The organism is Akkermansia sp. GGCC_0220, from assembly GCF_017566105.1.
GTDB classification, from domain to species: domain Bacteria; phylum Verrucomicrobiota; class Verrucomicrobiia; order Verrucomicrobiales; family Akkermansiaceae; genus Akkermansia; species Akkermansia massiliensis.
Map to the genome: position 1 here is coordinate 107,907 of NZ_JABFCI010000007.1, position 26,224 is coordinate 134,130.

Sequence of the window (26,224 nt, forward strand, 5' to 3'; positions counted from 1 at the left end):
TATGACCGGAGCCGTAAACTGAATCATTCAAAAGGCTTTTTTCCGGAGCGGGAAAAGCAGGAGAGACGAATCGCCGGGAAAAATGGAAATTCATTCATCATGAAGCATGTTTTATGGAATGCGGCAGTATGTTGAAGTTACAAGAAGATGATTGGAGCAAGTTGATATTTCATGTTTGTTAGAGAACGGTACTTCCTACGGAAAGGATAGTCTCCGGCATTGAATATCATTGACAGGAGGAAGGGTTAATAATAGAGACCAAAAACGATATGAATCCCTACAGAAATTCTTCTGCCAACCAATTATCTGCGTTTAATGATCCCTATCTTGAACTGGTGATGGCCCGCCGGAAGGAGGAAGCCCGCTGGGGATGGATACCTTTTGCCGCCTTCGTTTCCTTTCTGCTCGTATACCGCATCTTTGGCTTTCTGATGCCTACCAATGACACGGACGGCTCGGAACCCTGGCTCTTCGTGCTGGCGCTGGCGGGCTGGGGGCTTCTGGCGCTCATCCACATGATAGTACTCCCCATCTGGATGCTGATAGCCTCCCTCCGCTATTGGGAGGTGAACCGCAGGGGACTGGCGGTGGCGGGGCTGCTGTTCAGCGTGCTTGCCCCTGTCTGCATGGTGCTGATGCTCTCCTGCTGGTCCGTTTTTGGATAACATGGAACTCCCCTCCCATTCCCGGGCGGGAAACTTGCCGCATTCCGGGGATTGGCCTTTTCTCCGCTCCGCCGACCAGGTAAAGTGTCTTTAATGGATCTGTTCAGTTTACAGGAAGCGGAGGCGCGGGAAGGCTTTGAACCCGGATCGGACATCTCCGCCATGCCTCTTGCCGCGCGCATGCGTCCGCGTTCCCTGGATGAAGTGGCCGGGCAGAAGCACCTGCTGGCGCCGGGAAAACTGCTGAGGCGCGCGATTGAAACGGACCGGTTCACCTCCTTGATTTTTTACGGGCCTCCCGGCTGTGGAAAGACCACCCTGGCCGCCGTCATCGCCCAGACGACAAACGCATATTTCATGATGCTCAACGGGGTGGAATCCAACGTGGCGGACATCCGGGAAAAAATCGCCCAGGCGCAGATGAGGATGAGCATGCACGGGCGGAAAACCGTCCTCTTCGTGGATGAGCTGCACCGGTTCAACAAGGCGCAGCAGGATGTCCTGCTCCCCCATCTGGAAAAGGGAACGGTCCGGTTCATCGGCGCGACCACGGAGAACCCCTACTTTGCGATCAACTCCCCCCTGCTGTCCCGCTCCCAGGTCTTTCCGCTGGAGCCAGTGCCGGAGGAAGAACTGGCCGCCCTGCTGAGACGCGCCCTGGCGGATGCGGAGCGCGGACTGGGCGCGTTCCGCGTGGACATGGAGGAGGAAGCCCTGAACCATCTGGCCGCCAAGGCGGACGGAGACGCCCGGAAGGCCATCACGGCTCTGGAGGTGGCCGTTCTGTCCACCCCTGCCGGAGAAGACGGCGTTATTCATGTGAACCTCTCCGTGGCGGAGGAATCCATCCAGCGCAAGGCCATCAAGTACGACCGCTTGGGTGACTCCCATTACGACACGATTTCCGCCTTCATCAAATCCATGCGCGGCTCCGACCCGGACGCCGCCCTGTACTGGCTGGGAATGATGCTGGAAGCCGGGGAGGACATCCGCTTCATCGGGAGAAGGCTGGTCATCGCCGCGTCGGAAGACGTGGGGCTGGCGGACTCCAACGCCCTGCGCGTGGCGCTGGACGCGGCGCGCGCGGCGGAAATGGTCGGCATGCCGGAGGCCCGCATCCCGCTGGCGCACGCCACCGTGTACCTGGCGACGGCCCCCAAGAGCAATTCCGCCTACATGGGCATCAACGCCGCCATGGATGACGTGCGCAACGGAAAAACGCTGGCGGTGCCGGAGCACCTCCGCACGCCCACGCGCAAGAAGCTGGCCGCCGCCGGCGGTGCGGACGCCGCCAGGCTGGAATACCTGTATTCCCACGATTACCCGGAACATTACGTCCCCCAGGCCTACCTGCCGGAAGGCCGCGTGTACTACACCCCCACCGGAAACGGCCTGGAACTGCGCATCAAGGAGCGCATGGAATACCGCCGCAAGCTGGCGGAGGAAGCGAAAGAAGGCGGGAAGAAGAGCTGAACAGGATAGTTCCCTTCCGTCTTCCGCCGGGAAAAAGAAGAAGGCAGGAATTCCCGCGGGAATATCCTGCCTTCCTGAAGGTTCTGATTGTGGTGTTTTGTACGTCTGCCGCTTTCCAGAAGGGAATCAGGATTCCTTGGTCACGATGATGTCGCAGTCCGCGTCAAACCAGCCCTGGCCCTGGCAGTCGAAGACCAGGTCCGGCTTTTCCGAGCCGGAGAAGCGCAGAGTGAATTCCCGGCCGTTTTTGTCCTGCTGGTCCTTGGGCAGTTCGCTGACCACGCGACTGCCTCTCATGAAGCGGGGATTGCGGATGTTGCAGCCGCCGCTGTTCATCTTGAAGGTGATCTTGTAGTTGCCGGGGCCGTTGAGCATGCTGCCGATGTTGACGCGGGTGGGCGTAAATTCCGGGCGCAGGTCATAGCCCGTGAAGCGCGGCTCCTTGAGGGTGATGGGTTCCGTCAGGAAGCGGTAGTAGTTCTGCGCGCCTGTTCCCATCAGAGTCTTGGGGGAGATTTTGGCGATGTCCGCCAGGGTTTTCAGCGCCTGGTCCTTTTTCCCCTCGCTGCGGTAGAGCCAGAATCTGGCCGCCATGACCTGCTGTTTTTGCAGGGGCGTCAGGCCGGGGATTTTGAGCTGCTTGTCCACATAGGCATGGGCGGCCTTGTAGTCTTTCTGCCCGCCGTTTTTGCCGGAGTCTTCCACCATCCGCTGCACCTTTTCAATGTAGGGCAGGTGCTTGAAGGTGTATTTGAAGTGCATGCCCCTGGTGTCTTCCGGGTCCGCCTTCTTGATTTTTTCCAGAATGTCCTTCCTGGCGGAGGCCGCGTACGGGGGAAGCTGCTGGAGGCCTTCCCCGTAGAGAAGGGCCGCATTCGCGCCGGAAGAGGCGTCCGCCTTTTCCCACAGGGCATTGGCCTTTTCCTGCTGTTTCACGGCTTCCAGCGCCTGCTTCATGACGGCGGGCAGCGTTTCCTTGGAAACGCCTTCGGACAGGAAGACCATGCCGCCGGCGGGGGAAACCACCTGGATGGCCGGGATGTTCCAGATTTCACCGGGAGGCTTGGGCAGCTTCTTTTCCTCTTCCGTCATTTCCTCCCGTTCGTCCTGGATGCACCAGAGGACGGGTTCCGGGGAGTCTTTGGCCAGGTGCTCCACGGCGCGGGTGACTTCGCGTGACTTGGGGGACCAGTCCGTTCCGGCCCACACGACGATCATGTATTTGTTGACGGTTTTGGCCTCGTCCTTCACGGCGCTGTAGGCCGGAAGGGCCGCCTGGACGGGCGCGGACAGGAGGAGGGCTGCGGCCAGCAGGCCGGGAACGATGTTGAGATGATGAAACATGGCGTTAATGGAAAAGGGTGCAGGGGTTATTTTTCGTAAACGAGGATGTGGCGCAGGTGCATGAATTCCGGCTGGGCGTTCTTGGCTTCCACCTTGATCCACTTGGCCTTGGTGCCTTCCGGAGCGGTGATGACCCATTCCTTGGGCATGTTTTCCGTGGCGGCCAGGGGGAACCAGGTGGCTCCGTCCGTGGAGGTGGAGACCTCCATCTTCTTCATGCGGTCTTCATTGCCGTTGCGCTTGGTGACTACCAGCCCGGCCAGGTCCACGCCGTTTTTCAGTTCCACAATGACGTTGGGGTTCGCTTCCTTGTCCGTATGCTGGGAGCCGCCGCAGGGGCGCAGCAGGTTGATGTGGTCCCACGGGCTGTCCCACTGGCAGGTGGTGGAGCACCGGACCATGCCGTCCGCGGGCACCAGCTTCCAGCCCTGGGGGATGGCGGCATTGACCGTGTTGGCAGCCGTATCGGCGTCAGAGAAGGAGGCGGCCGCTTTGCTCAGGGTTTGGAAGGCCGGAATGGAGCGGGCCATTTCCGTGGCGTAGATGGCTTTGCCGTAGGCTTCCTTCAGCTTCTTGGGGTCGGGGGCTTTTCCGGAGGCTCCGGCTTCCCCCGTCTGCTGGGCTACCTTGGCGAAGGCGTTGGAGAAGACGTCCGCCTGGCCGTTTTCCACAAAGGTTTTAACGGCCCATTCCAGCGCCTGGCCGAAGTTGGTGCCGTCTCCCGTTTTCAGGTGCGTGGAGAGAACCGTTTCCAGATAGGCCGCCTTTTCCTGCGGATTGGTCAGGAAGGCGGACTGGGAATCCAGCACGGGCTGGAATTTCACCGCCCAGGAGGTGGGGGTGGTGGCGATGGTTTCATGCAGGTCCCGGAACCAGGCGATCCGGTCTTCGGACGGGATGTCCATCAGGAACTTGTTCTGCACGTCCTTCAGGATGTCGAACGCGGCAAAGCCGTTCCCCTTGTAGTGGGAGAGGGCGTCCTTGGCGTACACGTACCAGTCGATGGGCTGCATGCCTTCCTTTTCCATCAGCAGGCGCTGAAGCTCCGTGCGGAAGAACGGATGCAGCGGGGTTTGCTTGAGCGCTTCCCCCCAGGCCTGGATGGCCTTGTCCTTGTTACCGGCTGCTTCGTCCAGGCGGGCCTGCGCGGCCCACAGGTAGGCTTGGTCCGCCTTGGCGTTGTCCGCAAAGACGTTTTCCATCAGCAGGTAGGAGGTGGGGGCCTGTCCGCCGAAGATGTGGTTGTGCATGCCTCCGTCCGGTCCGCCGAAGCCGCCTTTCCATTCACCGCGCTTCACGCGCACCGCATAGGCGCAGTGGCCGGGCTGCCCCACCGGGTAGGCCGGGATGCCGTGGGCCTGGGCGGCCATGGTGCCGAAGTAGGAGAGGCCGCCGCAGACGCCGCCGATGACTTGCGTGTTTTCCGCGGAGGTGTTGACGTCGCGCCACGGCACGTAGAAGAGGGGTCCCTGGATGGTGTCTCCGAAGAAGTTGTTGCCCGTATAGGGGGCGGCCCAGCAGGCGTCCGTATAGCGCCGCCAGGGGAGGTTGACATGTTCATTGCTCCATTCGTAGGATTTGTCGTCCCACGTATGGCCCACGACGAAGCGCATTTCCCACGGGCGCAGCTTGATGAAGCCGGGATGCAGCTTGTTTTCCTGATGCAGTTTCTTGAATATCTGGTAACGGCGCACCGGGTTGCTGTTGGCGGAGTTGGTTTTCAGTTTTCCCGCCATGGGGCCTGTGGAAAAGACGGAGGCAAGCCCGGTGGCGAGGGGCTGGTAGTCCCGGAAGTCCGCGCTCCTGCCGTCCGCCTTCCAGATGTCGGAAAGGATTTGAAGGCCCTCCGGGGAGTTTTCCGGAATCAGGCCCGCGCCCAGGTAGAGTTCCATCCATGCCGGGTCCTGTAAAAAGGCCTTGATGAAAGCCGTGTCCTGCGGGCTTTTGGAGAAAACGGCCTTCACGTTGTCCGGTCCCGTGACGCGCAGGAGCTCGTGAATGTCCAGCAGGTGGCGGTATTGCTTGTCCTGAAGCAGTTTTTGCTCCGATTTGGTTTGTTCTCCAGCCTTCAGGAGGGAGGAGCGGAGTTCCGTTTGCAGACCGGCAAAGTCGCCCGCGGCTATTTTCTGCGCCAGGGGGGCAGGAAGCTGGCTGGCGGCGGACGGCGCTTCCGTTTCAGGTTCCGTCAGATCCTGCGCCATGCAGACGGGCGCGGCGAGCAGGGCGGTGCAGAGAAGAAGATGTGAAATATTCATGTGGAAAAGCTTGTTTAAGGATAGCAGAAGAAGGGGGGAGGAAGCCAGTGCGTTTTCCGACTTATTACGATGCCGGAACAGTGTTTTTATCATCCGCCGCGAGGCATTTTTCAGCACAAATGGTCGCAGAGCATTTTGACGCCCAGGCCGATGAGAATGAGCCCGGCCCCCGCTTCCAGGTGGAACGTGGGGAAGCGGTGCAGCCGCCGGGTCAGGAAGAAGCCTGCCGCCGTGCACAGGAAGGTGGTGAAGCCGATGACGGCGGCGGGGAAAAGTACGGCGTGGAGGGTGGGGGATGCGCCGCACTGGGCGGAGGAGAGGTAGATGCTGACGCCCGCCACCAGGGCGTCTATGCTGGTGGCAATCCCCACGGCCAGGAGGGTGGGCAGCGTCAGGCTGGTGACATGGGGCATGTGCTCCTCTTCATCACGGTGGTTCCAGCCTTCCCTGATGACGTTGATTCCCAGAAAGGTGAACACGGCAAAGCCCAGCCAGTGGTCCCAGGCGGCAATGTACTGGTGGACGGAACCCGTAAGCAGGAAACCCAGCACGGGCATCAGGAATTGTCCCGCCCCGGTGGACACGGAAAGCTTGATGCCGTTGACCAGACGTTTTTGCTTAATGAGCAAGCCGTAGGTGAACGCCACGACAAAGGCGTCTACGGACAGGGCGAAAGCCAGGAATAACAAGTCGGCAAGCGGCATGCTCATTGCGGAGAGGCACTCTAGGACATCCCCGGGAAAAAGCAATTTTTTTGTTCCCCGCGGTTTTTTCCGGGTTCCGGGTGCATGGGAGAGAGAAGAATCGGCACGTTCCCCATGAGGGACTGCCCAAATGCATGGAAGTCTGTTGTAGAGAGACTTTTCCGTTTTTCGTCAGGAGATTCGCCTATGCAATATTACTCTTTTCAAATGCAAAAACTGCTGAATAACAGCCTTTGCGTGATCGGGGGATCAGTTAATTTGGCGTTGGCGGTTTCTTTTACGCCCAGGTGCAGTAATTCAACGGAATAGCGATTGTCATGAAGAAGATAATGAGAATGGGAAAATTCGTGGTGTTCTCTGTTTTTAGAATTTCCCCTTGATAGATAAAAATTTTGTTTATTCATTAATTTACTCAACGTCAATATTTTAGATTACTTGCATATTTTCTTGCTTAAGAAAATGAATGAGACGGTAAAAAGTAATGCAGCAATAGATGAAAATATAATAGAAAATGTGCTATGGAACCATTCATCAAAACACAGTTCTCTAAGTCCGGAACATACACATAATACGTTGAAGATAGCTACACTAACGAGAATAAATTTCATTTTCAAAGGGTATTAAGCGAAGTAATTTAATCCTGAGGAGTGAAATTCTCAAGCATAAAGGACTGAAAATGTTTCTGCAGGAGCCGTAAATTTCCCCTAATGATATTCCCGGTGCTACGGCTCCATAAACTGAATGCTGGAAGAGGGACATTTCTTCCGTCCGTCATGCGGTGAAGAAGAAAGGAGAGGATTACTTGCAGTATTTTTTCATGTAGGGCAGCACGGCGTTTGCCCAGATGGCATAACCCTTTTCCGTAAAGTGCAGGTTGTCCCTGCTGATGCCGGGCAGGAGCTTGCCTGCGGGGTCCAGAAAGCGCTTGTTGATATTGGCGTAGGTGGTGCGGGGCAGTTTGCACTGGGCCAGGACGGCATTGATTTTGTCATTGTGCTGGCGCAGCTTGTCCTGCGGCCCCGTGCCGCGGGGGAAAATGCCCAGCAGCAGAACGTGGGTGTCCGGGAACCTAACCAGCAGATGCTCCACGGCGCCCAGAATGCCCATGGCCGTTTTTTCCGGAGCTTCCCCAGCCTTGAAATGGCCGGTGTTATTAGTGCCGATCATGACGATGCAGAGTTTGGGTTCCGTCTGGGCCGGTATGCCGGAATCCGTGATGCGGTAAATCAGGTTGGTGGTCTGGTCTCCGGAAATGCCGAAGTTGCAGGGATGGTAGGGTTTGAATTCCTTTTCCCATACTTGTTTTCCTTCTCTTTTCCAGTAGTCCGTGATGGAGTCTCCCAGGAAAAGGACGCCGCAGGGATTGTTTTTCACCTGTTCCACCTGCTGTTCATACTGCTGCCTCCACCATTGGGGCTGTTCCCGCGGCAACGGGAGCAGGGGGGACGGCAGGTCGGCCGCCGTCGCCATGGAGAGGGAGGCCAGGAGGGAGAACGCAATTGCATGCAAGGTTTTCATTTACTTTCATAGTATACGCATGTTTTTTTTAAACGTTACATGAAAGTTGTGGTCTTTTTCCGCTTCTGCTGTGCGCTGGCAGCTCTTGCGCCGGGGCGTTCCCCCTTGCCAGATTCCGGGGGGTGGTGTAGCTTGTGACGGTATGAGTGAGGTATCCCTGCAGCATGGAATGGCGCGCCAGATGGCCGCCTCCCAGTCCATGCAGGCCGGGATGCAGATTCTCCAGGCCTCCGCTCTGGAATTGAAGCAGCTTCTCCGCCACGCGCTGGAGACCAATCCCATGCTTGAGGAATTGCCGGACGCTTCTCCGGAAGCTCTGGAGGACGGTCCGGACGGAGACGCCTGGAATGAGCGGGAGGACGGCTGGAACGAGTTTACGCCGGAAGGCCGCCCATCCGCGGAGGCCGCCGCACGCCGCGATTTCATGTATGAGTCCGTGGTGGCTCCGGAGTCCCTGAAAACCCATTTGATGGACCAAGCACAGCATTCCGCGCTGACCGGGCGCGCCCGGGACGCCCTGTTCCTGCTGATTGACGCCCTGGACGACCGTGGCTTCCTGACGGAGTCCCCGGAGGAGCTGGAGGAACGGGAGTGCTTCAGTATGCGGGATATGCAGGAGGCCCTGGCCGTACTGAGGGGGATGGACCCTCCCGGCGTGGGGGCGGTGGATTTGAGGGATTCCCTGCTAATTCAGCTTGAGCAGCGCGGCCTGAAGCGTTCGCTTGCCTTCCGCCTGGTCAAACGCTGCTGGCGGGAGCTGGCGGCGCACAAGTATGAGGAGGCCGCGCGCTTGCTGGACGTGGAGCCGGAAGCCGTGGCGGAGGCTCTGGAAGTGATCCGCAGCCTGACGCCGGATCCCGGCTGCGCCTATGCTCCCGGCGGCAATCCCCATCTGCTTCCTGACGTCGTCGTGGAGGAAGGGCCTTCCGGGGTTCTGGATGTAGTCCTCACTTCCGAGTACCTGCCGCGCCTGTCCATGAATGAACGGTACATGGAGCTGATGGCGGAGAGCTCCGGCAGCCGGGAGCTCCGGCAGTACCTCCGCAAGGCCTTCCGGGAAGGGCAGGAGCTGCTGCGCGCCCTGGACATGAGGCAGGAGACCGTGCTGCGCCTGGCCCGCGCCATTGTGCGGCGGCAGAAGGATTTTTTCAGGTTCGGCCCGTCCCGGCTGAAGGCCATGGGCATGGAGGAGGTGGCGGAGGAAATGGGCGTGCATGTCTCCACGGTTTCCCGTGCGTGCCGGGACAAGTACCTGTTGTGCAAGTGGGGAATGAAGGAGCTGAGGGCCTTTTTCAGCGCGGGCGTTCCGGCTGAGGGGGGCGCTTCCCCGGACGGAGCGGGCGCGGAGGCCGTGGCGTCCGGCGCCGTTCAGGAGCTGATGCGGCGGTTGATTGCAGAGGAAGATTCTTCCAAACCCCTCAGTGACGCCAGGCTGACCGCCGCGCTGCAGGAGCAGGGGGTGAACATCGCCCGCCGCACGGTGGCGAAGTACCGGGAGCAGATGAAGATTCTGCCCGCCTCCCTGCGCCGGGGGATATGACAGTCCACTATATTTTTTTAATGGTTTATTGATAGTTTATTATCAATAATTTATGTCTTGTTCTGCGGGAATGCTTTCCCTGTTTTTATTTCCGGCGGAAGAGGCGGTTGACTGATGCGGCTTTGGTGCTATAGTCCCCGCTTTATCGTGATGCGTACATTTACCTGGCCTATTGCCCTGCTGCTGGCGGGGCTTCTTTTTCAGACGGTGGCGTTTGCCGTTCTGAATACGGTGGTTCCGCTGTGGATGGAACAGTCTGACGCCGCCACCTGGGAGGCCGGGCTGGTGGGGGCTTTTTTCTTTCTGGGGAACCTGGCGGGCACGCTGATGGCCGGCGGGGTGATCCGCAAGGCCGGGTTCAAGGGTAGCTACCAGTACGCGTGCATGTTATGCGCGGCGTCCACGCTGCTGCTGCTTGTGTTTCCCGGCGCGCTGGCCTGGAGCGGCCTCCGGCTGCTGACGGGGATAAGCTGCGCCCTGGTCTGGGTGGTGGTGGAAAGCGCCCTGCTGAGGGCCGGAACGCTGAAAACCCGCGGCATTCTTCTGGCCTCCTACCTGGTGGTTTATTATCTGGGAACGGTGCTGGGCCAGCTCCTCCTGGGCTGGTTCCCCAGCGACATGTCCCTGGTGGTGACGGAGGTGTGCCTTCTGTCCGCAGTGGGCATGATTCCCCTGCTGTTTGCCCGCCTGGAGTCTGATTCCGCGGGCGCCCTGTCCTCCGTGCATGTGGAGGTACGGACGCTGCTGAAACGCCGCAGCGTGTTTCTGGGCGTGGTGGGGTGCGTTATTTCCGGCGTGGTGCTGGGAACGATTTATTGCCTGATGCCCCTGTTCCTGAAACACCAGGGCATGAACCACTCCTCCGTGGGGTACTGGATGGCCCTGCTGATTGCCGCGGCCATTCTGGGCCAGTGGCCCATGGGACGGCTGGCGGACAAGTACGGGCGCGCCTTCGTCATGAAATGCCAGTCCCTGCTGGTGGTGGCCGCCTGTGCCGGACTGGTGCTGAAAGGCGGCCTGATGGCCCCCTCCCTGATCGCGCTGGGGCTGGCGGGTTTCTCCCTGTACCCCGTCGCCATGGCCTGGGGGTGTGAAGAGGCCTCACGGGATGAGCTGGTGACCATGAACCAGCTTCTGCTGCTGAGCTACTCCATTGGCACGCTGGCCGGGCCTTCCCTGACCTCCTTCCTGATGCAGCGGTATTCCGACAACTGGATGCCGATGGTCATTGCGCTGGTGGCGCTCTCCTTCATGCCCGTGCTGATGCTGGGCGGCGGCCACGGAAGAAGAAAGCTGTCCCGGTAAAAGAAGAGGGGGAGAAAGAGGCGTCAGGGTTTTTTCTGGTCCGCCGCGGCGTTTTTCTCCGGTTTGGGCACGTCATTGTCCGCCACCTGGTGAATCATGTCCGTCAGGGCGTGCACATAGTCCTCCGTATGGGAATCCGTAATGGCGTACTTGCACAGGCATGAGACCGTGGGGATGCCCAGCGCCGCGTAATGGCGGTCATTGCCCGCAATGGCGGAGGGCTCCCGGTGGAAGGTGGGGGGAGCCTGCTCCCAGGATTTGGTGAAGGGAGTGGCGCACTGGCCCGCGAATTCCTTGCCGCGGAGCGTGGTCATGAACAGCACGGCTTCCTGCGGGGATTCCGGTTCCGGCTGTTTCTGCTCCGCAGCGGCGGCCAGTTCCTGCGGTTCCAGGTTGATCATGCCCAGGATGTTGGCCGCGCCGATGCTGCCGCTCAGGGTTTTGGCGTGGACGGAGGCTCCTGAAGAGGCGGATGCGGGTTCCGCTCCGTTCGCATACGCGACGAAGTAAATGTTGTGGTTGGTGGGAATGTCCTTGAGGCCCCTGGCCGTTTCCAGCAGCAGGGCCGCTCCGCTGCCGTTGTTGAGCCGTTCGCTGGAATCGTAATTGGCCCCCACCACGATGCTCTGGTTGTTGGAATACAGTCCGGGCTTGTAAACCAGGACGTTGTAGATGGCAGTCCCCTTTTTCACATCCCCTCCGGAAACGGGCTGCAAGGTGACGGCATAACCCATGTCCGAGAAGCTTCCGGCGATGTATTTGGCGGCGGCTTCCATGGATTTGGGCTGCCGGGCGTTTCTGGGCCCGATGTCTTTTTGCAGGACTTCCGTATGCTTTTCCATGCGCGCGCCCAGGCTCCGCGGCGTATCCGGGCTGCCGGAGGAGGAAGCGGGAAGGAGGGTGCAGGAGGAGAGGCCGGAGGCCAGCAGCAGGAATCCGGCGGTCAGGGCGGCGTGTTTGTGAATGCGGGTCATGTCTTACAGGGTTTCAACGTAATGCAGTTCACGGGCAATCTGAGCGGCCAGGGGAATTTTCAGATGGTCCGGCAGGACGCTCCACGTATAGGTTTCCACCTCCAGGTGGGGGTTCAGGCCCGGATGGCTGCGGAGGAAGGCGTGCGTTTTCAGGATGAAATCCTCCGTGCCCCGCAGGGGCGGTTCCGGGGAGGCGTACAGGGGAATGTGGTAATGAATGCGCCATTGGGAATCCCGCGTTTCTTCCGCGTAGTCCCGCCCGTAGGCCAGGGCGTTCGGCAGGTCCGGGAAAAGCATGGTTCTGCCCCGGTGGAGGATGCTGGTCTGGTGGAAATAAACGCCGTCGTCAAACTGGCGGAGGCGTTCCAGGTCTTCCTCCCCGCGTATGCGGCATTCCAGGGCGTTGGAGAACTGCACCTTGCAGAGGGAGATGTTGTTTTCCTCCCAGGCGGAGAGGGTGTCTGCCGGTTCCTCCCGCAGGATGGCGAAGTGGCAGGTGTCATACGTTAGCCCCAGGTGGCGTTCAATGAGTTCGGGGCGGCGGGAGTGGTTGCGCAGGCCGTTGAAAAAGCGGATGGCGCCCTCCGTATCGTGGAAATGGCCGAAGGGCTCCGGCTCCAGCCCAAGCTGCATCAGGCGTCCGGTCTGCCTGCTCAGCACGTCCAGGAATCCGCTCATGGCGTCCAGACGGGAGAACATGCGCTCCTCCTCCGCATGGAACCAGCTGTGGGAGGCGGGGAGCGTGCTGACGGTCAGCCTGTCTGCGTTTTCATCCCCGATGCGGGCCAGGATGCGGAAGAGGTTGCAGGTGTATTCAAAACGTTCCGGCGTGGTCCAGTCCGGCTGGAAAACGTGTTCCTTCACCCGCTGGCCGTGAAAGTTCCCGTAGGGAAAGCCGTTGAGGGTTTCCACGCGCGCGTCGTGTTCGTCCAGCCATGATTTCAAGGCTTCCACGGCGTGCGGCGTTTCCAGCAGTTCCGCTGCCGCCCTGGCGGACAGGCGCAGGCCGATGCCCAGGGGGCGGTCCTTCAGGGGGGAATTCAGTGCGGCCAGTTCCTGCCGGATGCGGGGAACGTGGGTCTGGAGGGCTTCCCGGGTTTCCGCCCAGGATTCGGCGGGATGGATGTTGGTGCAGTAGGAAAGCATGGCGGGGCAGTATGTGCTGGTTTGGGGAACGGCGTTCCACTCCGGGGGAAAATAGTGGAAGATGCGTGCGCATGGGGCGTTCCTCAAGCCTACATACGGTTCCGCAGTGAGGAAAAATTTCATGGAATTGCGGCTTTTGGCGTCATCCGGAAGCGTCCTTTCCGGCGGAAAGAATGGCTTTGAAAAGGCTCCGGATATATGGTAGTATCTTTCCGTAATGCGTCCGTTCTTCTTTCTCCTTCTTGGTGTTCTGTTCCACGGGAACGTCCTGCGCGCGGCGGAGGAATCAACGGCCTGGAAATCCTCCCTGATCCGGTTCAGCCGTCCGGCGGAATGGAAGGAGACGCGGCCCCAGAAGGGAACCGGGGACAACTCCTGGGCGAAGGACGCCACGCCGATCGGCAACGGAAGAATAGGAGCGCTCATTTACGGAGGCGTGGAAAAGGACCGCCTGGAGCTGACGGAAATCAGCATGTGGTCCGGAGGTTTTTGCAGTGCGGAAGTCAAGGACAAGGGGCCGGATTCCGTCAAATTCGGATCCTACCAGCCGTTCGGCACGCTGGAAATCACGTATCCGGCAGCAGAGAACGTGCAGGATTATAAAAGGACGCTGGATGTGGCGGAGGCGCTGGCCTCCGTGTCCTACAACTCCGGGGGAGTCCGTTACCGGAGGGAGTATTTCGCCAGCGTTCCGCACCAGGTGGTTTCCATGACGGTGCAGGGGGACAGGCCCCGTTCCGTGGAAGCCTCCTTCCGCCTGGCGACCTTGCATCCTCAGGACAGGATTACGGCCACGGCCGGAGGGGGCAGGGGAATGATTCTGATGCAGGGTTCCCTGAAAAACGGATTGACCTATGAGGCACGCATTGCCGTTCTTCCCAGGGGTGGAAGTGTCACGGCTGACGGCGGCTCCATCACCGTCCGGCAGGCTGATTCCTGCCGCGTGCTGGTTTCTCTGGCTACGGATTACGTGCTGGACGCTTCCCGGAACTGGAAGGGGGAGCCGCCCCGCAAGAGGAATGAAGCCGTTCTGGCCCGTGCGCTCAAGGCGGCTCCGGAGCAGCTGAAAGCCGCCCACCGGGGCGCCTACGGCAAGCTTTACCACCGCGTTTCCCTGGACCTGGGAGAGACGGAGGACGCCACGGCGGAACTCCCCGTCAACGAGAGGCTGAAGAGGTACAGGCAGGCGGTGGACGCCGGAAGGGACGCCCGTGATCCCGATCTGGAGGAACTGGTGTTCAACTTCGGCCGCTACGTCATCCTTTCCTCCTCCCAGCCGGGGAATCTGCCCGCCAACCTCCAGGGCCTGTGGAATTACAGCCTGATTCCGCCGTGGGATTCCGACTACCACAATAATATCAACATCCAGATGTGCTACTGGGGAGTGCTCCCCTCCAACCTGGCGGAATGTTATGACCCGCTGGTGGATTACATCCGGGAAATGGCGCCCGCCGCGCGTAAAATCACCCGGGAGGAGAAAGAGTTCAGGACGGCTGGCGGCAAGCCCGCTCCGGGCTGGACGTCCAGGACGGCCCAGAACATTTACGGGGGCCAGGGATTTAAATGGAACAAGCCCGCTTCCGCGTGGTACGCCCTGCATCTGTGGGAACGCTACCTGTTCACGATGGACAGGGAGTATCTGAAAACGACGGCTTACCCGATGATGAAGGAAATCTGCCGTTTCTGGGAAAGCCAGCTCAAGCCCCTGCACGCGGGAGGAAGCAATTTCCGGACGGAGGACAGGAAGGTGACGCCGGAAATAATCTCCCGGGAGTTGAAGGACGTGAAGGAAGGAACGCTGGTGGCTCCGATGGGCTGGTCCCCGGAACACGGCCCCAGGGAGGACGGCTGCGCGCATGACCAGCAGATCGTGTGGGAATTGTTCAATGATACCGTACAGGCCGCGGAAACCCTGGGCGTGGACGCCGCCTGGAGAAAGGAACTGACCGCCAAGAGAGACCTTCTGGCCGGTCCCAGGGTGGGGGAGGACGGCCTGCTGCTGGAATGGATGATCGCCCGCAAGCCGGGCGGCTCCTGGGACCCGCGCCACCGGCACACCTCCCACCTGTTTGCCGTTTATCCCGGCAGCCGGATCAACCCGGAAAAGACGCCGGAATGGGCGGAAGCCGCCCGCAAATCCCTGCTGGCGCGCGGAACCACGGGGGATTCCCGCCGTTCCTGGACCTGGGCGTGGCGCGCCAGCCTCTGGGCGCGTTTTCTGGACGGGGAAAAGGCTTATGAGATGATTCGGGGCATGATGCGCCACAGCATGATGGACAGCCTGTTCACCACGCATCCGCCCATGCAGGTGGACGGGACCATGGGCATCGTGGCCGGTTTTGCTGAAATGCTGCTCCAGTCCCGCACCGGCCGCCTGCATCTTCTGCCGGCCCTGCCGGAAGCCTGGAAAAACGGGAGCGTGCGCGGACTGAAAGCCCGCGGCAACATTACCGTGGACATGGACTGGAAGGACGGCAGGGTAACGCAGTTCCGCCTTTCCTCCCCGATGGCGCAATCCGTCCGGGTGGCCGCCAATGGCACGGAAAAGACGTATGAACTGACGCCGGAGACGCCCGTCAGGGGCAGTTGAGGAATCTTCAGAACGGTTCAGGACCGATGTCTCTCACGCAGTTACAGCTGTTTTTCAGCAGGTACAGCCTTGTTTCTGTTGTAATGCGCCCCATTTGCCAAGGGAGTAATGCGCCCGCTGATGCCCGGATGAACAAAAGGGCTTGTGCCTGCAACGGGAAGTCGGGGCACGGAATGAGTTTTTGACATTTCCGCAGGCGGATATTAAAATTAGTAGAATGGAAGATGCGCCTTTGAATACGGATTTTATCAATTTAACGGCGGACAATCTGGCCAGTGAACATTTATGCTGCATTATCCGCAGCCGGGCCCCCCATCCGGGCGTTGAAGCAAAGCGGCAATGGCTTTCCGGCCGGATCAGGGAAGGCCACGTCTTTAGAAAGTTAAATGCCAAGGGAGTGGTTTTTATTGAATATGCCCCTCTGGAGACGGCCTGGGTTCCCATCCTTGGGGACAACTACTATTATATATATTGCTTGTGGGTTTCCGGCAGCTACAAGGGGAAAGGGTATGGAAAATTGCTGATGGAATATTGTCTGGCTGATGCCAGGGAAAAGGGCAAATCCGGTGTTTGCATGCTCGGAGCTGAAAAACAAAAAGCCTGGCTTGCCGATCAATCCTTCGCGAAGAAGTTCGGCTTTGAGGCGGTGGATGCTGCCAGCCATGGCTATGAACTGCTTGCTCTTTCCTTTGACGGCACAACGCCGAGGTTTGCGCCGAATGCCAAAAAGGGGAGAATTGAGAGCCGGGAGCTGACAATTTATTATGATATGCAATGCCCCTTTGTGCATCAAAACATTGAGATCATAAAACGGTACTGTGGAGAGAACGATGTTCCGGTATCTCTCATCAGGGTGGATACGCTGCAAAAAGCAAAGGAATTGCCCTGCGTCTTCAATAACTGGGGCGTGTTTTACAAGGGGAATTTTGAAACGGTGAATTTGTTATTGGACATTGCCAATCTAAAGAGAATCCTCAGGAAATGAGTTGAGTCGGCGCTTTCATAAATTATTCAGGCTGTGTGGTTGTACCTTCCGGGTGCAAGGCATTCTTCCTTTCCTGCCTTTTTCACTAACAGCAGGCAGGGAACCAATGCTTATTGCGGGTTTTCATGCTCCGTCTTTATGAACGTGAGCGCCCGTTCCATCAAGGAACAGGGGGGCTGCCAATGGAACAGCCTGCTTCCTTTTGCCCCTGCAACCGCTGTTCACGCCAATAAAAAACAGGCACGCCTTGCAGCGGCCTGTTTTCTGAACGGGAAATCCGCTCCGGCCTGGAAGCCCGCTGTAAAGGCGGAAAAGCTCCAGGCCGGATGGGGAATGAGTTTTTTACTGAACGATGCCCAGCGGGGCGGTCGTCTTCCAGTCTCCGCGGGTGAAGTCCGGGAACACCTGGGGCATGCCGCCCTGAGCCACGGAGTATTCGGAAAGCTCGGAGACGGAGGACCAGAAGGCGCCTTCGTATACGTTCTGGTCCATCGGTTCGCCCTTGCGGAGGCATTCGATGATGCGGTAAAGCATCACGAAGTCCATGCCGCCGTGGCCGCCCATCTTCAGGGCCAGCGGGCCGACTTTCTTCCAGAGCGGGTGATCGTACTTTTCAAAAATGGGGGCCAGTTTTTCGTTGCCTTCAATCCATTCGTGATAGTTGCCGTTGCCCAGCTTTTCACCGGCCACGCGGGTCGGGAAGCCGGCCAGCGTGCCCAGGGTGCCCTGAATGAGGTTCAGGCGGGAGTAGGGGCGCGGGCTGGTTTCATCCCATTCCACCAGGATGGTGCGGCCCATGGTGGTCTTGATGATGGAGGTGTTCATGTCGCCGCAGGCGAAGTCCAGCTTGTTCCACTTGTGGTCCGCCGGGAAATTCTTCTTGGCATAGGCGGCGCGGCCCAGGGCCGGGCTGGAGAAGGAAACGAGCCTGCCGAAGCAGTCGTCCTTGCGGGCCAGGTTCATGTACTGGGCGATGGGGCCGAGGCCGTGCGTGGGGTAGACGTTGCCGTTGCGCTTGGCGTAGTGGTAGGTTCTCCAGGAGCCGGTGCCGCGGTCCACCTGCTTCATCTGGCCGCGCAGTTCGTGGATGTAGGCGGCTTCCCCGTACAGCAGGTCGCCGATGACGCCCTGGCGCACCATGTTCAGGTACATGAGTTCTTCACGTCCGTAGTTGACGTTTTCCATCATCATGCAGTGTTTCCGGGTTTCCTCGGAGGTGTTCACGATTTCCCAGAGCTCCTTGATGGAGACGGCCATGGGCACTTCCACAAAGGCGTGGGCGCCCATCTTCATCACGTCGCAGGTGACGCGGCAGTGCCATTCCCAGCTGGGGCAGACGATGACGGCGTCCGGCTTGACTTCCTTCATCATGCGCTTGTAGTCTTCCGGGCCGTTCGTGAAAATGGGAGGGCGCTTGCCCGTCTTCTTTTCCACCAGCGCCGCGTTGCGTTCCGCCCAGTCCTTGTACAGGTCGCAGATGCCGACGACTTCCGCGCCTTCAATGACGGCCATCTGGCCCACGTGCATGGAGCCGCGTTCACCTACGCCGACGAAGGCCACGCGCACCTTGTCCAGCTTGGGGGCCCTGAAGCCGCCCATGTAGATGGCGCCGGGCTTGCGCGGGGGCCACGTGGTCATGGGACCGATGTTGTTCGGGTCCGGAACGATGATCTTTTTGGGAGCCAGGGGAGCTACTTCCTGGGCGTTGGCGAAGGAACCGGCAGCCAGGGCGCCAGTAGCCAGACCCAGGGTCTGAAGGAAACGACGGCGTGATGATGAATTATCCATGGATGGTAATTATATGGAAGGATTTGAGTCCTTAGTTTGCCATACATACCCGGACTTGAGAATCTTTCTTTCACGGATGGTGCAAAAAATGCATTCTCCTGCGGGAGAGAGGTGCTCCGCGCCGGAGGCGTCAAAAGAGGGGAAGGCAGGCTCCTTCCGGGAGGCGGGCATGAAAAAGGCCCCATTCCTGCCGCAGTGCGGGAAGGACGGGGCCTGTCAGGTGCATCACCCGGTTGTGCCGATGTTGCATGCCGTTGCTTGGGAGTGAAGGGGGGTGAGCGTATCGCTGCACCGCGGTCCGAAGGATCGGCCCTGCATCGGAGGACATCCGGAGAGTGTTGCGTGGTGTCGCCGGCGCTGGCTGTTGTTTCCTTTCCTGGCGACGGGGAAGATCATTCCGTTTCCTGCGGCTTCTGTTCAGGGAACCTTGACGGGGTCCGCATGCCGTGGAATCGGGATCATCTTCCCGGTCGTTTTGAAGTGGTCCGGTTACTGAGCCGTGCCGGCGGCGGGAAGTTTTGACGCGGCAAGCCTGGCATAAGCTTCATTCAGCGCCTTGCCCAGCCTGGGGCGGAAAACGGTGGTGGTCGGCAGCTGCGTGCCTTCCATGTCACAGGAGCGGAGGATGTCGGGAATGGACGGGGCCAATGCACGTTTCATGATATTCATGCAGTCTTCCAGGTCCACTCCGTATTTTTCCTCCATCAGGTTTTCAATACGGTCCGCCATCTGCTCCATCCTCTCAATCTGTTTTTTAGTCAGAATCGGCTGAATGGTCGCGTTCGGGTCGGGGACGTAGCTGGTCAGCATTTCAATGGCCCGTTTCAGGTCGTCCGGCAATTCCGTTGCATTGCCGCTGTTGAGAACCTGAGCCAGAACCTGATAGCTGCTGGTAGCGTTTTCGTCATAATCATGAATGCCTGAGGCCAGCGCCACGCCTGCGATGCTCTGCACGTAGCGGGCTACTTCCGGGGAATAGTTGCCTTCCACAAACGTGGAGGGAACGTCATCCGCGTAAGCCTGCATGGCGGCCTGGCAGGCGAGGGAACCGACGGTACCCACGCACAGTGTCTTGATGATGGACGAGATGATTTTCATGATTGAAACTCCGGTTGAAGCTTCCCGACTGGAACGGTCCGGTGAACCGTTTGTAGCAAGTGAGACTGTGCAGCCCCTGATTTCGTTCAAAAGTTTTTTTGAATGATTAAAATCATGCGCCCGCACGGCTTCCCTGCCTTCCGGCGGAATTCCGCCTTCCGTAACTTTTCCGCGGCCCCCTGCGGGAGGCGGAACGGTTTTCCTGCATGGAGTTTTTCCTTTCCCGGTGCGTGCCGGGAACCGTCTGCAATTCAGACGGTATGGTAGCGCTGGAGGAATGGACGGGAAGGAGGCGCCCCAGCAGCTTGTGCACGTCCCTGGCTTTTTTGATTTCATCCGGGGAACAGAGGGCGATGGCTTGCCCGGCGGCTCCGGCGCGTGCCGTGCGGCCGATGCGGTGCACATAGACTTCCGGTTCTTCCGGCAGATCGTAGTTGATGACGAGCTGCACGTCTTTCACGTCAATGCCGCGGGCGGCGATGTCCGTGGCGACGAGAATGGGCGTTTCCCCGGAACGGAATTCCCGGAGCATGCGTTCACGCGTGCCCTGGCTCTTGTCGCCGTGGATGGCGGAGGCCGGGTGGTCCTTTCCGGTCAGGAAGGAGGCCAGGCGGTTCGCGCCGTGCTTGGTCCGGGTGAAGATGAGCGTGCGGCCCGGCTGTTCCTGCTGTTCCAGCAGATCCAGGGTAAGGGGCCTTTTTTCCGCCTGGGAGCCAACCATGCAGAGGGACTGTTCCACCCTGTCCGCCGTGGCGGCCGGGGGGGTGACCATCACCGTTTCCGGTTCCTGAAGCAGGGACTGGGCCAGTTGCAGAATGTTGTCCGGCATGGTGGCGGAGAACATCTGGGTATGGCGTTTCTTCGGGATTTTGGCGACGATCTTTTTCAGGGCCGGAGCGAAGCCCATGTCCAGCATGTGGTCCGCTTCGTCCAGAATCAGGGTTTCCACACCGCCCAGGTTGACGGTCTGGCGTTCCAGATGGTCAATCAGCCTGCCGGGCGTGGCTACCAGAATATCCAGGCCGCCGGCCAGCTTCTTGAACTGGGGGGCGTACCCCACGCCGCCGAAGATGACGGCGGTGGACAGGTTCAGCCCTTTGGCATAGGCGCAGATGTTGTCATGAATCTGCGCGGCCAGTTCCCGGGTGGGGCTCAGGATGAGCGCCCTGACCTGGCGGGCAAGCGGCTTTCTGGGATGTTCTGAAAATTGTTGAATGAGGGGCAGGGCGAACGCGGCCGTTTTGCCGGTTCCGGTCTGCGCCAGTCCCATCAGGTCCTTGTTCTGCAGCAGCAGGGGGATGCAGGCTGCCTGGATGGGGGTGGGGGTCTTGTACTCCAGTTTCTCCAGCTGGCGGAGAATGGGAGCCGACAAGCCAAGCTCCCTGAATGTGGTTGATACCATGTTTATTGATGTGTCTGTGAATGCGCCTCGGCTGCAATGAACTGACGGAATCACGACAATAGCGGAACAAAAAGAAGCCCGCAGGAGCGATACTGAAAGGATCAATACGGAGACGCCCGTATTCCGCCAACCGCAAATGACTATCAAAAATCAACAACCAAGCACCATTCGGCGGGAACAGGGCCATAAAAGCACGGCAAAGGACAGCCGTCAAGAGAAATAAAAACGTCCCGCACGTCATGAATTCTTTTTCTAGCGGTTCCGGAAGTGGCGGGAGTATGGTTACAGGATGGAATCCGGTTCATGGTACCGGGAGCCCGGCAATATCCCATTCCCGCATCATTTCCGTTTTTCTCTATCTGGCTCTTTATTATTGATAATAATCAAAAAGCGAATTGTTAATCCGGAGTCAAGCTTTGATTTTAAAGGCAAGCAGCTTATGGCCCCCGACCGTTTCACTGGGGGAAGACTTCCGGGTTGTGTAGCCGGCACCTTGAGCGCCGCAAGCCTTTGCGGCCCTTGAAAGTCATGTGCCTGTCAGGACGCACTGACTTTCAGGGAAAAGAGCGGCAGGTATCCGAATTCCGCAAGGGCTTGCGGCGCTCCATATGGCATGGGGATCATTCCATGTTAATCCATAACGGATTAACAATCCGTTAAATACTTCATGTAACCTGTCTCTGATAAGATGATGTATTATGGAAAAACAAGAAAGGTTTTTGTCTATTTTTTGATGATATTAACCGTATGCTGTAGCAGTCATTTCGTTGCTTTTTCTCAAACCGGAGAGTCTGTTGATTTAAGCAAACCCCGAATTTGGACAGCAGTGACGGGACATCAATTAAAGGCGGCGTATGAGGGAAGAGAAGGAAATAAAATTCGGCTGCTTGTGGATGGTGGAAAGGTAAGAACCATTTTGTTGGAAAAACTTTCGGAAGCTGATCAACGGCTTCTGGATAATCAGATGCAGGAGGAAAGTGGAGGAGAGGGAGAGAAAATTGCCTTTTCAGGTTCCGGCAGGAGGGGCATGAATCATCCCTTTGTCGAATTTCTTTCTGAAGCGAAGCAAAAACGCCTCACTTCTGCGGAAGGAGTGGAATATTATCAATATGTTATTGACGCGCTTTCTAAACAGGTAAGTGAGTATAATTTCCAATATCCGAAGGATTTTGTAAAAGAAGATCATTCTTTTAATATGAAATATTTAAAGAAAATTGTGGAGAAGAAAAAACCTATTTCCCAGCGTAAAAACCTTTTTACCGGAGAATACCTGCCGACTCCTGTATATGCCAACGAACCTCAGTGGAAAAATGTGATGCAGGAATCACGCTATACATTGGATGAGAGATATGTATATCTTGAACAATGGGATACCTTGTACTCTGGCAGTGATGAAAAAATTGTTAAATTTGGTATTGGTGTAGATAGAAAAGGGAAAGATCAGGATAATGTAAAATATTTTGCCTGGTACAAGGAAGACAGCAGGGAATATTTATATGTTGTGCAAACTTTCGTTGAGCGGGGGGAGGATGGAGTTCTTCTTTTGGGAGGAATAAGGGGTATGAGGGATGGGGAAAGGAATGGTGAGTGGGCGCGATGGCACAGTTACGATGTTCGAAAGGGTATTTTTTATTCGTTATTCATTTTAATTGGCCAGAATGGAAAGATCTCAATTCGCGATTCAGAAGGAGGTTCATTGCAATTTTTTGCTTCCGCACCGAACAAAAAAACTTTCAATTATCCCAGAAATGATGATAAGAATTATTACTTCGATCTAGATAGCAAAAAGTTTGCTCTTGGGCGGTATGATTTGAATGGAACTCCGCTTTCTCTGGAAAGCTTATGGGAAAAGGCCGGCAAACAAAAGTCGGGGGCTGCCATTGGTGCCAGGCCTACCGCCAAACACGATGATCCTCTTAACGTTTTTGCGGAACGCAATGTCAAGGATAAGTGAAATTGCCTGAAGGCAGTGAGGGCCGGAAAAGCGGAGGGAGGAACTTCAGGGATTCAAGGCGGCAGCATATATCCAACATACTCGCATGCTTTCCACACGGGAAACTTCCTGAAAAAAATAAACCCTCTCGTGGAAATATCTGTTAGCTAATGAAAGCCAATGCTTTACTTTTTCTGACAGGTGTAGAGAAGAATATTTTTCAGCGTTGCAGGAATTTGCGCGCGCCCACGCAGTAAACGGCTCCGGAATAAACGGTCAGGATGATGGAGCCCCACAGGGTGAACTGGTACAGGAAGTTGGAAGCTCCGGATCCGTGCCACAGACAGAGCGCCGCAAGCTGGTCCAGGAAGGAGGGCAGGTATTCCGGCGTATGCGTCCAGGTCAGGGCCAGCAGGCAGGCGATGCAGAAAGCCAGCTGGAAGGCGGTTTTCCATTTGCCGGACGTTCCCGCAGGGATGATGATGCCGTGGTCCTGGGCGATCTGGCGCAGGCCGGTGACCAGGAATTCCCGGCTGATGATGAGAATGGTGACCCAGACGGGGCAGAGCCCCACGCCCGTCAGGTAAATGAAGGCGGCGGAAACGGCAATTTTGTCCGCCAGGGGGTCAATGAGCTTGCCGAAAGTGGTGACCTGGTTCAGGCGGCGGGCCAGGTAGCCGTCCAGCCAGTCCGTGCAGGCCGCCAGGATGAAGGTGACCAGTGCGGCCAGGTATCCCCAGGAATACTGGTCCGCGATGCTGACTGCTGCCGTGAAGACGACTACCAGGGCAATCCGTGTCAGGGTAATAGCGTTAGGCAGGTTCAGCATACGCGGTTTATTAGGGAGCAGATGACGGTCCGTAGCAAGCTTTTTTGCAGGATTCAGGAATTAAATTCCCGGAATGCGGCACACGGAAAAAATCAGACGGACCATGGAAGGGAGAAGGGGTGGACGGAGGGGGCGCATCGGGCGTTTTTGCCTTGAGCTCCGGCGGCCTGTTCCGGCGGGATGGAACAGGCGGAAGCCTGCGGCATGATGCAGGGAACGGGTTTCTGTAGCGTCGATGGGAAACAGCGTAGGGTAGGGATGGCGGCCTATTCCCCGACCAGCTTGTTGAAGTCTTCCTCGGAGATGACGGGAACGCCCAGCTTGAGGGCCTTGTCCCGTTTGGAGCCGCCGCCGCTGCCTGCCAGGAGGTAGGAGGTGGATTTGGAAATGGCTCCGGTGGCTTTCCCCCCGTGGGCGGCAATGAGCTGTTCAAAGTAGTCCCGCGGTTGGCTGAGCGTTCCGGTGATGACGAAGGTCTTGCCGGACAGGGCCCCCGCCGGGATTTCCAGAAGGTTGGCCCGGTAGGACTGGGACTGGGGATTGATGCCCAGGCCGCGCAGAACGTCCATCGTATGGTTCCCCGCTGCGGAGGTGAAAAAGCTCTGGAGGGATTTGGCCGCCGCCACGCCGATTTCGGAGCCATAGCTGAACTTGGCCGTATTTTTGCGCAGGTAGCCCGTTTCCAGATAGGGGGAGGTCAGGCGGTCGATTTCATCCGTCAGTTCCTGATGGCGCTCCTGCACCGCCTCTGCGGAAAGCGCGCCTTCCTTCACCGCCTTTCTGTTTTCACGGGTGTTGGGGTTGGTTTTGGCGGCTTGTTCCATCAGCTCGTCCAGGCGCACGATGTCCCGGAGGTAGGGGGAGTCCGCCACATGCTCCAGGTCCGGGTGCGTGTCCGCCAGCGCCTTGGCGACTACTTCCCCCACCAGGGGAATGCCGAAGGCGATGAGCCAGCGTTCCAGCGGAAGCTCGCGCGCGTTTTGCAAGGCGTCCAGCGCTTTCTGGGCGTTCTTTTCCCCATAGCGGCGCGGTTCCTCCGGCGTGCCCAGGTTCAGGTTGGCGAGCTGTTCCAGCTTCAGGGAGAAGAGGTCCAGCGCGGAGGCAGCCAGGCCGGAGCTTCTCAAAGCTTCCGCCACGGAAGAGCCGATGCTTTCCACGTCCAGCGCGGAGCGGGAGCAGAAGTGGGTGATGCCCGACACGGCCTGCGCAGGACAGGTGAAGTTGGTGCAGCGCCAGGCCACTTTTCCCTCCTCCTTCATGATGGGGTTGCCGCACGCGGGGCACAGGCCCCCCGTGGCTTCCAGAATGCTGTAGGGCCTGGCATCCGCCGGACGTTTGGAAAGGTTCACTTTCAGAACGGCGGGGATGATTTCCCCCGCCTTTTCCACCAGCACGGTATCTCCGATGCGGACGTCCTTCCGGTCGATTTCATCCTGGTTGTGAAGGGTGGCTCGCGCCACCGTGGAGCCGGACAGCAGCACGGGCTTGAGTTCCGCCACGGGCGTCAGCACCCCGGTGCGGCCCACCTGCACGATGATGTTCAGCAGGGCGGTTTCCTTCTGTTCCGGGGGGAATTTGTACGCCGCCGCCCAGCGGGGGGCGCGCGCCGTGGCTCCCAGGGCCTCCCGGGTGGCCATGGAGCTGATTTTAATGACGGCGCCGTCCGTGCCGTAGGGGAGCGTGTGGCGGAGCCTGTCAATGTCCCGCACGGCCTGACGGGTGGATTCCAGGCTGTCCGTATAATACACCGGATCATTGCAGGGAATGCCGCAGTGGCGGAGCATGTCCCAGAAATCCTTTACATTCGTGAGTTCCGGCCCTTCATACGCGCCAAGCCCGTGGGCCAGGAAGGCCAGGGGACGGGCGGCCACCTGCCGGGGGTCCAGCTGCTTGAGGGTTCCGGCGGTGGCGTTGCGCGGGTTGGCGAAGGCGGGGAGCCCTTCGGCGTCCCGTTCCTCGTTCAGTTTGGCAAAGGCTTCATTGGGCATGAAGACCTCCCCGCGCACTTCCAGCACGGGAGGGGCGCCAGGGGGAAGGGTGAGGGGGACGCTGCGGATGGTGCGGACGTTGGCCGTCACGTCGTCCCCCACGTCTCCGTCCCCTCGCGTGGCCGCATAAGCCAGCTGGCCGCCGCGGTACATGATGGAGAGGGCCACCCCGTCAATCTTGGGTTCCACGGAGACGGGCACCGTTTCCGTTTTCAGCGCCTTGACCAGCTTGTTGTAGAATTCCACCAGTTCCTCGTCCGGAACAGGGGCGTCGCGCTGCTCGAAAATGTCGTCAATGGACAGCATGGGCACCGCGTGCCTGATCTGGTTGAAGCCCTGGAGCGGCGCCCCCCCCACACGGCGCGTGGGGGAATCCGGCTCCGCCAGTTCGGGATGGGCCTTTTCCAGCTTTTCCAGCTCCAGGAACAGGGCGTCATATTCCGCATCGGAGATCTCCGGTTCCGCCTGTTCGTAATACAGCCGGTTGTGGCGGCGCAGTTCGGAACGCAGGTAATCCACGCGGTTGCGCACGTCTTCCTCCGTCTTGCCGGGCTGGACGGGGGCGGCGCTTTCCTGCGGTTCTCCGGCTTGGGATCCCGCTTCATCCTTTGCCTGCTGTGACGGCTGCTTGCCGGCCGCCAGGGAAAAAAGGTCTTCCTCCATAAGGAAAATGAGTGGAAAAGAGGG

Annotated in this window: 18 protein-coding genes; 7 read left to right on the forward strand and 11 right to left on the reverse strand. The window is 58.6% G+C overall.

The window, feature by feature from the left end:
- The first annotated feature begins 269 nt into the window (after nt 1–269).
- Together HJW02_RS07025 and HJW02_RS07030 are read left to right on the forward strand one after the other, a co-directional pair.
- Nucleotides 270–665 (forward strand): hypothetical protein, encoded by a 396-nt coding sequence (locus HJW02_RS07025; RefSeq protein WP_102721402.1) that lies wholly within the window; start codon nt 270–272, stop codon nt 663–665.
- 93 nt (nt 666–758) lie between these two features.
- Nucleotides 759–2,138, forward strand: a complete 1,380-nt coding sequence (locus tag HJW02_RS07030) for a replication-associated recombination protein A (RefSeq protein ID WP_180971780.1) — start codon at nt 759–761, stop codon at nt 2,136–2,138.
- Nucleotides 2,139–2,264: 126 nt separating this feature from the next.
- On the opposite strand, the gene HJW02_RS07035 is transcribed toward HJW02_RS07030, so the two are convergent.
- The 4 genes from HJW02_RS07035 to HJW02_RS07050 form a co-directional block, all read right to left on the reverse strand.
- A complete protein-coding gene (locus tag HJW02_RS07035) occupies nt 2,265–3,482 on the reverse strand; it encodes a hypothetical protein (protein WP_102721403.1) in 1,218 nt (405 codons plus the stop codon).
- A gap of 26 nt (nt 3,483–3,508) precedes the next feature.
- On the reverse strand, nt 3,509–5,737 hold the full coding sequence (locus HJW02_RS07040; RefSeq protein ID WP_180971781.1) for a discoidin domain-containing protein: 2,229 nt from the start codon (nt 5,735–5,737) through the stop codon (nt 3,509–3,511).
- Nucleotides 5,738–5,847: 110 nt separating this feature from the next.
- A complete protein-coding gene (locus tag HJW02_RS07045) occupies nt 5,848–6,441 on the reverse strand; it encodes a manganese efflux pump (RefSeq protein WP_208050617.1) in 594 nt (197 codons plus the stop codon).
- Nucleotides 6,442–7,239: 798 nt separating this feature from the next.
- Complete coding sequence (locus tag HJW02_RS07050) at nt 7,240–7,959, reverse strand: GDSL-type esterase/lipase family protein (protein ID WP_102721406.1); 720 nt, start codon at nt 7,957–7,959, stop codon at nt 7,240–7,242.
- 142 nt (nt 7,960–8,101) lie between these two features.
- On the opposite strand from HJW02_RS07050, the gene rpoN reads away from it, so the two are divergent.
- Both rpoN and HJW02_RS07060 read left to right on the forward strand, forming a co-directional pair.
- Nucleotides 8,102–9,499, forward strand: a complete 1,398-nt coding sequence (gene rpoN / locus HJW02_RS07055; protein ID WP_102721407.1) for an RNA polymerase factor sigma-54 — start codon at nt 8,102–8,104, stop codon at nt 9,497–9,499.
- 150 nt (nt 9,500–9,649) lie between these two features.
- On the forward strand, nt 9,650–10,804 hold the full coding sequence (locus HJW02_RS07060; protein WP_102721408.1) for an MFS transporter: 1,155 nt from the start codon (nt 9,650–9,652) through the stop codon (nt 10,802–10,804).
- 23 nt (nt 10,805–10,827) lie between these two features.
- Here HJW02_RS07060 and HJW02_RS07065 read toward each other — a convergent pair whose 3' ends face one another.
- Together HJW02_RS07065 and eboE are read right to left on the reverse strand one after the other, a co-directional pair.
- Complete coding sequence (locus tag HJW02_RS07065) at nt 10,828–11,778, reverse strand: M28 family peptidase (protein WP_102721409.1); 951 nt, start codon at nt 11,776–11,778, stop codon at nt 10,828–10,830.
- Nucleotides 11,779–11,781: 3 nt separating this feature from the next.
- Nucleotides 11,782–13,047 carry a metabolite traffic protein EboE gene (eboE, locus tag HJW02_RS07070; RefSeq protein ID WP_102721410.1) on the reverse strand — a complete coding sequence of 422 codons (1,266 nt, stop codon included), beginning with the start codon at nt 13,045–13,047 and terminating at the stop codon, nt 11,782–11,784.
- A 94-nt stretch (nt 13,048–13,141) separates the two neighbouring features.
- On the opposite strand from eboE, the gene HJW02_RS07075 reads away from it, so the two are divergent.
- Nucleotides 13,142–15,514 (forward strand): glycoside hydrolase family 95 protein, encoded by a 2,373-nt coding sequence (locus HJW02_RS07075; RefSeq protein WP_102721411.1) that lies wholly within the window; start codon nt 13,142–13,144, stop codon nt 15,512–15,514.
- A gap of 232 nt (nt 15,515–15,746) precedes the next feature.
- The gene (locus tag HJW02_RS07080; RefSeq protein WP_102721412.1) at nt 15,747–16,499 is read left to right on the forward strand and encodes a GNAT family N-acetyltransferase; all 753 of its coding nucleotides are present in this window, start codon (nt 15,747–15,749) and stop codon (nt 16,497–16,499) included.
- A gap of 342 nt (nt 16,500–16,841) precedes the next feature.
- On the opposite strand, the gene HJW02_RS07085 is transcribed toward HJW02_RS07080, so the two are convergent.
- From HJW02_RS07085 to HJW02_RS07095, 3 genes are all read right to left on the reverse strand, one after another.
- A complete protein-coding gene (locus HJW02_RS07085; protein ID WP_022397076.1) occupies nt 16,842–18,287 on the reverse strand; it encodes a Gfo/Idh/MocA family oxidoreductase in 1,446 nt (481 codons plus the stop codon).
- 489 nt (nt 18,288–18,776) lie between these two features.
- Entirely contained in the window at nt 18,777–19,385 is a 609-nt protein-coding gene (locus HJW02_RS07090) for a hypothetical protein (protein WP_022397077.1), read from the reverse strand.
- Nucleotides 19,386–19,497: 112 nt separating this feature from the next.
- Nucleotides 19,498–20,787 carry a DEAD/DEAH box helicase gene (locus HJW02_RS07095; protein WP_102721414.1) on the reverse strand — a complete coding sequence of 430 codons (1,290 nt, stop codon included), beginning with the start codon at nt 20,785–20,787 and terminating at the stop codon, nt 19,498–19,500.
- 688 nt (nt 20,788–21,475) lie between these two features.
- Between HJW02_RS07095 and HJW02_RS07100 the strand changes: the two genes are divergently transcribed.
- Nucleotides 21,476–22,741: a hypothetical protein gene (locus HJW02_RS07100; protein WP_146019613.1), complete on the forward strand. Its 1,266-nt coding sequence runs from the start codon at nt 21,476–21,478 to the stop codon at nt 22,739–22,741.
- 199 nt (nt 22,742–22,940) lie between these two features.
- Here HJW02_RS07100 and pgsA read toward each other — a convergent pair whose 3' ends face one another.
- Nucleotides 22,941–23,549 carry a CDP-diacylglycerol--glycerol-3-phosphate 3-phosphatidyltransferase gene (gene pgsA / locus HJW02_RS07105; RefSeq protein WP_102721416.1) on the reverse strand — a complete coding sequence of 203 codons (609 nt, stop codon included), beginning with the start codon at nt 23,547–23,549 and terminating at the stop codon, nt 22,941–22,943.
- A 266-nt stretch (nt 23,550–23,815) separates the two neighbouring features.
- Nucleotides 23,816–26,200, reverse strand: coding sequence for an NAD-dependent DNA ligase LigA (gene ligA, locus HJW02_RS07110; protein ID WP_102721417.1), 2,385 nt, complete (start codon nt 26,198–26,200; stop codon nt 23,816–23,818).
- Between the last annotated feature and the right edge of the window lie 24 nt (nt 26,201–26,224).

Coding starts and splice junctions, on each gene's coding strand:
- ligA (WP_102721417.1), bottom strand. CDS start 26,200: ATGGAGGAAGACCTTTTTTCCCTGGCGGCCGGCAAGCAGCCGTCACAG.
- pgsA (WP_102721416.1), bottom strand. CDS start 23,549: ATGCTGAACCTGCCTAACGCTATTACCCTGACACGGATTGCCCTGGTA.
- HJW02_RS07100 (WP_146019613.1), top strand. CDS start 21,476: ATGATGTATTATGGAAAAACAAGAAAGGTTTTTGTCTATTTTTTGATG.
- HJW02_RS07075 (WP_102721411.1), top strand. CDS start 13,142: ATGCGTCCGTTCTTCTTTCTCCTTCTTGGTGTTCTGTTCCACGGGAAC.
- HJW02_RS07040 (WP_180971781.1), bottom strand. CDS start 5,737: ATGAATATTTCACATCTTCTTCTCTGCACCGCCCTGCTCGCCGCGCCC.
- HJW02_RS07095 (WP_102721414.1), bottom strand. CDS start 20,787: ATGGTATCAACCACATTCAGGGAGCTTGGCTTGTCGGCTCCCATTCTC.
- HJW02_RS07030 (WP_180971780.1), top strand. CDS start 759: ATGGATCTGTTCAGTTTACAGGAAGCGGAGGCGCGGGAAGGCTTTGAA.
- HJW02_RS07035 (WP_102721403.1), bottom strand. CDS start 3,482: ATGTTTCATCATCTCAACATCGTTCCCGGCCTGCTGGCCGCAGCCCTC.
- HJW02_RS07065 (WP_102721409.1), bottom strand. CDS start 11,778: ATGACCCGCATTCACAAACACGCCGCCCTGACCGCCGGATTCCTGCTG.
- HJW02_RS07060 (WP_102721408.1), top strand. CDS start 9,650: ATGCGTACATTTACCTGGCCTATTGCCCTGCTGCTGGCGGGGCTTCTT.
- HJW02_RS07045 (WP_208050617.1), bottom strand. CDS start 6,441: ATGCCGCTTGCCGACTTGTTATTCCTGGCTTTCGCCCTGTCCGTAGAC.
- HJW02_RS07025 (WP_102721402.1), top strand. CDS start 270: ATGAATCCCTACAGAAATTCTTCTGCCAACCAATTATCTGCGTTTAAT.
- HJW02_RS07050 (WP_102721406.1), bottom strand. CDS start 7,959: ATGAAAACCTTGCATGCAATTGCGTTCTCCCTCCTGGCCTCCCTCTCC.
- HJW02_RS07085 (WP_022397076.1), bottom strand. CDS start 18,287: ATGGATAATTCATCATCACGCCGTCGTTTCCTTCAGACCCTGGGTCTG.
- HJW02_RS07090 (WP_022397077.1), bottom strand. CDS start 19,385: ATGAAAATCATCTCGTCCATCATCAAGACACTGTGCGTGGGTACCGTC.
- eboE (WP_102721410.1), bottom strand. CDS start 13,047: ATGAAATTTTTCCTCACTGCGGAACCGTATGTAGGCTTGAGGAACGCC.
- rpoN (WP_102721407.1), top strand. CDS start 8,102: ATGAGTGAGGTATCCCTGCAGCATGGAATGGCGCGCCAGATGGCCGCC.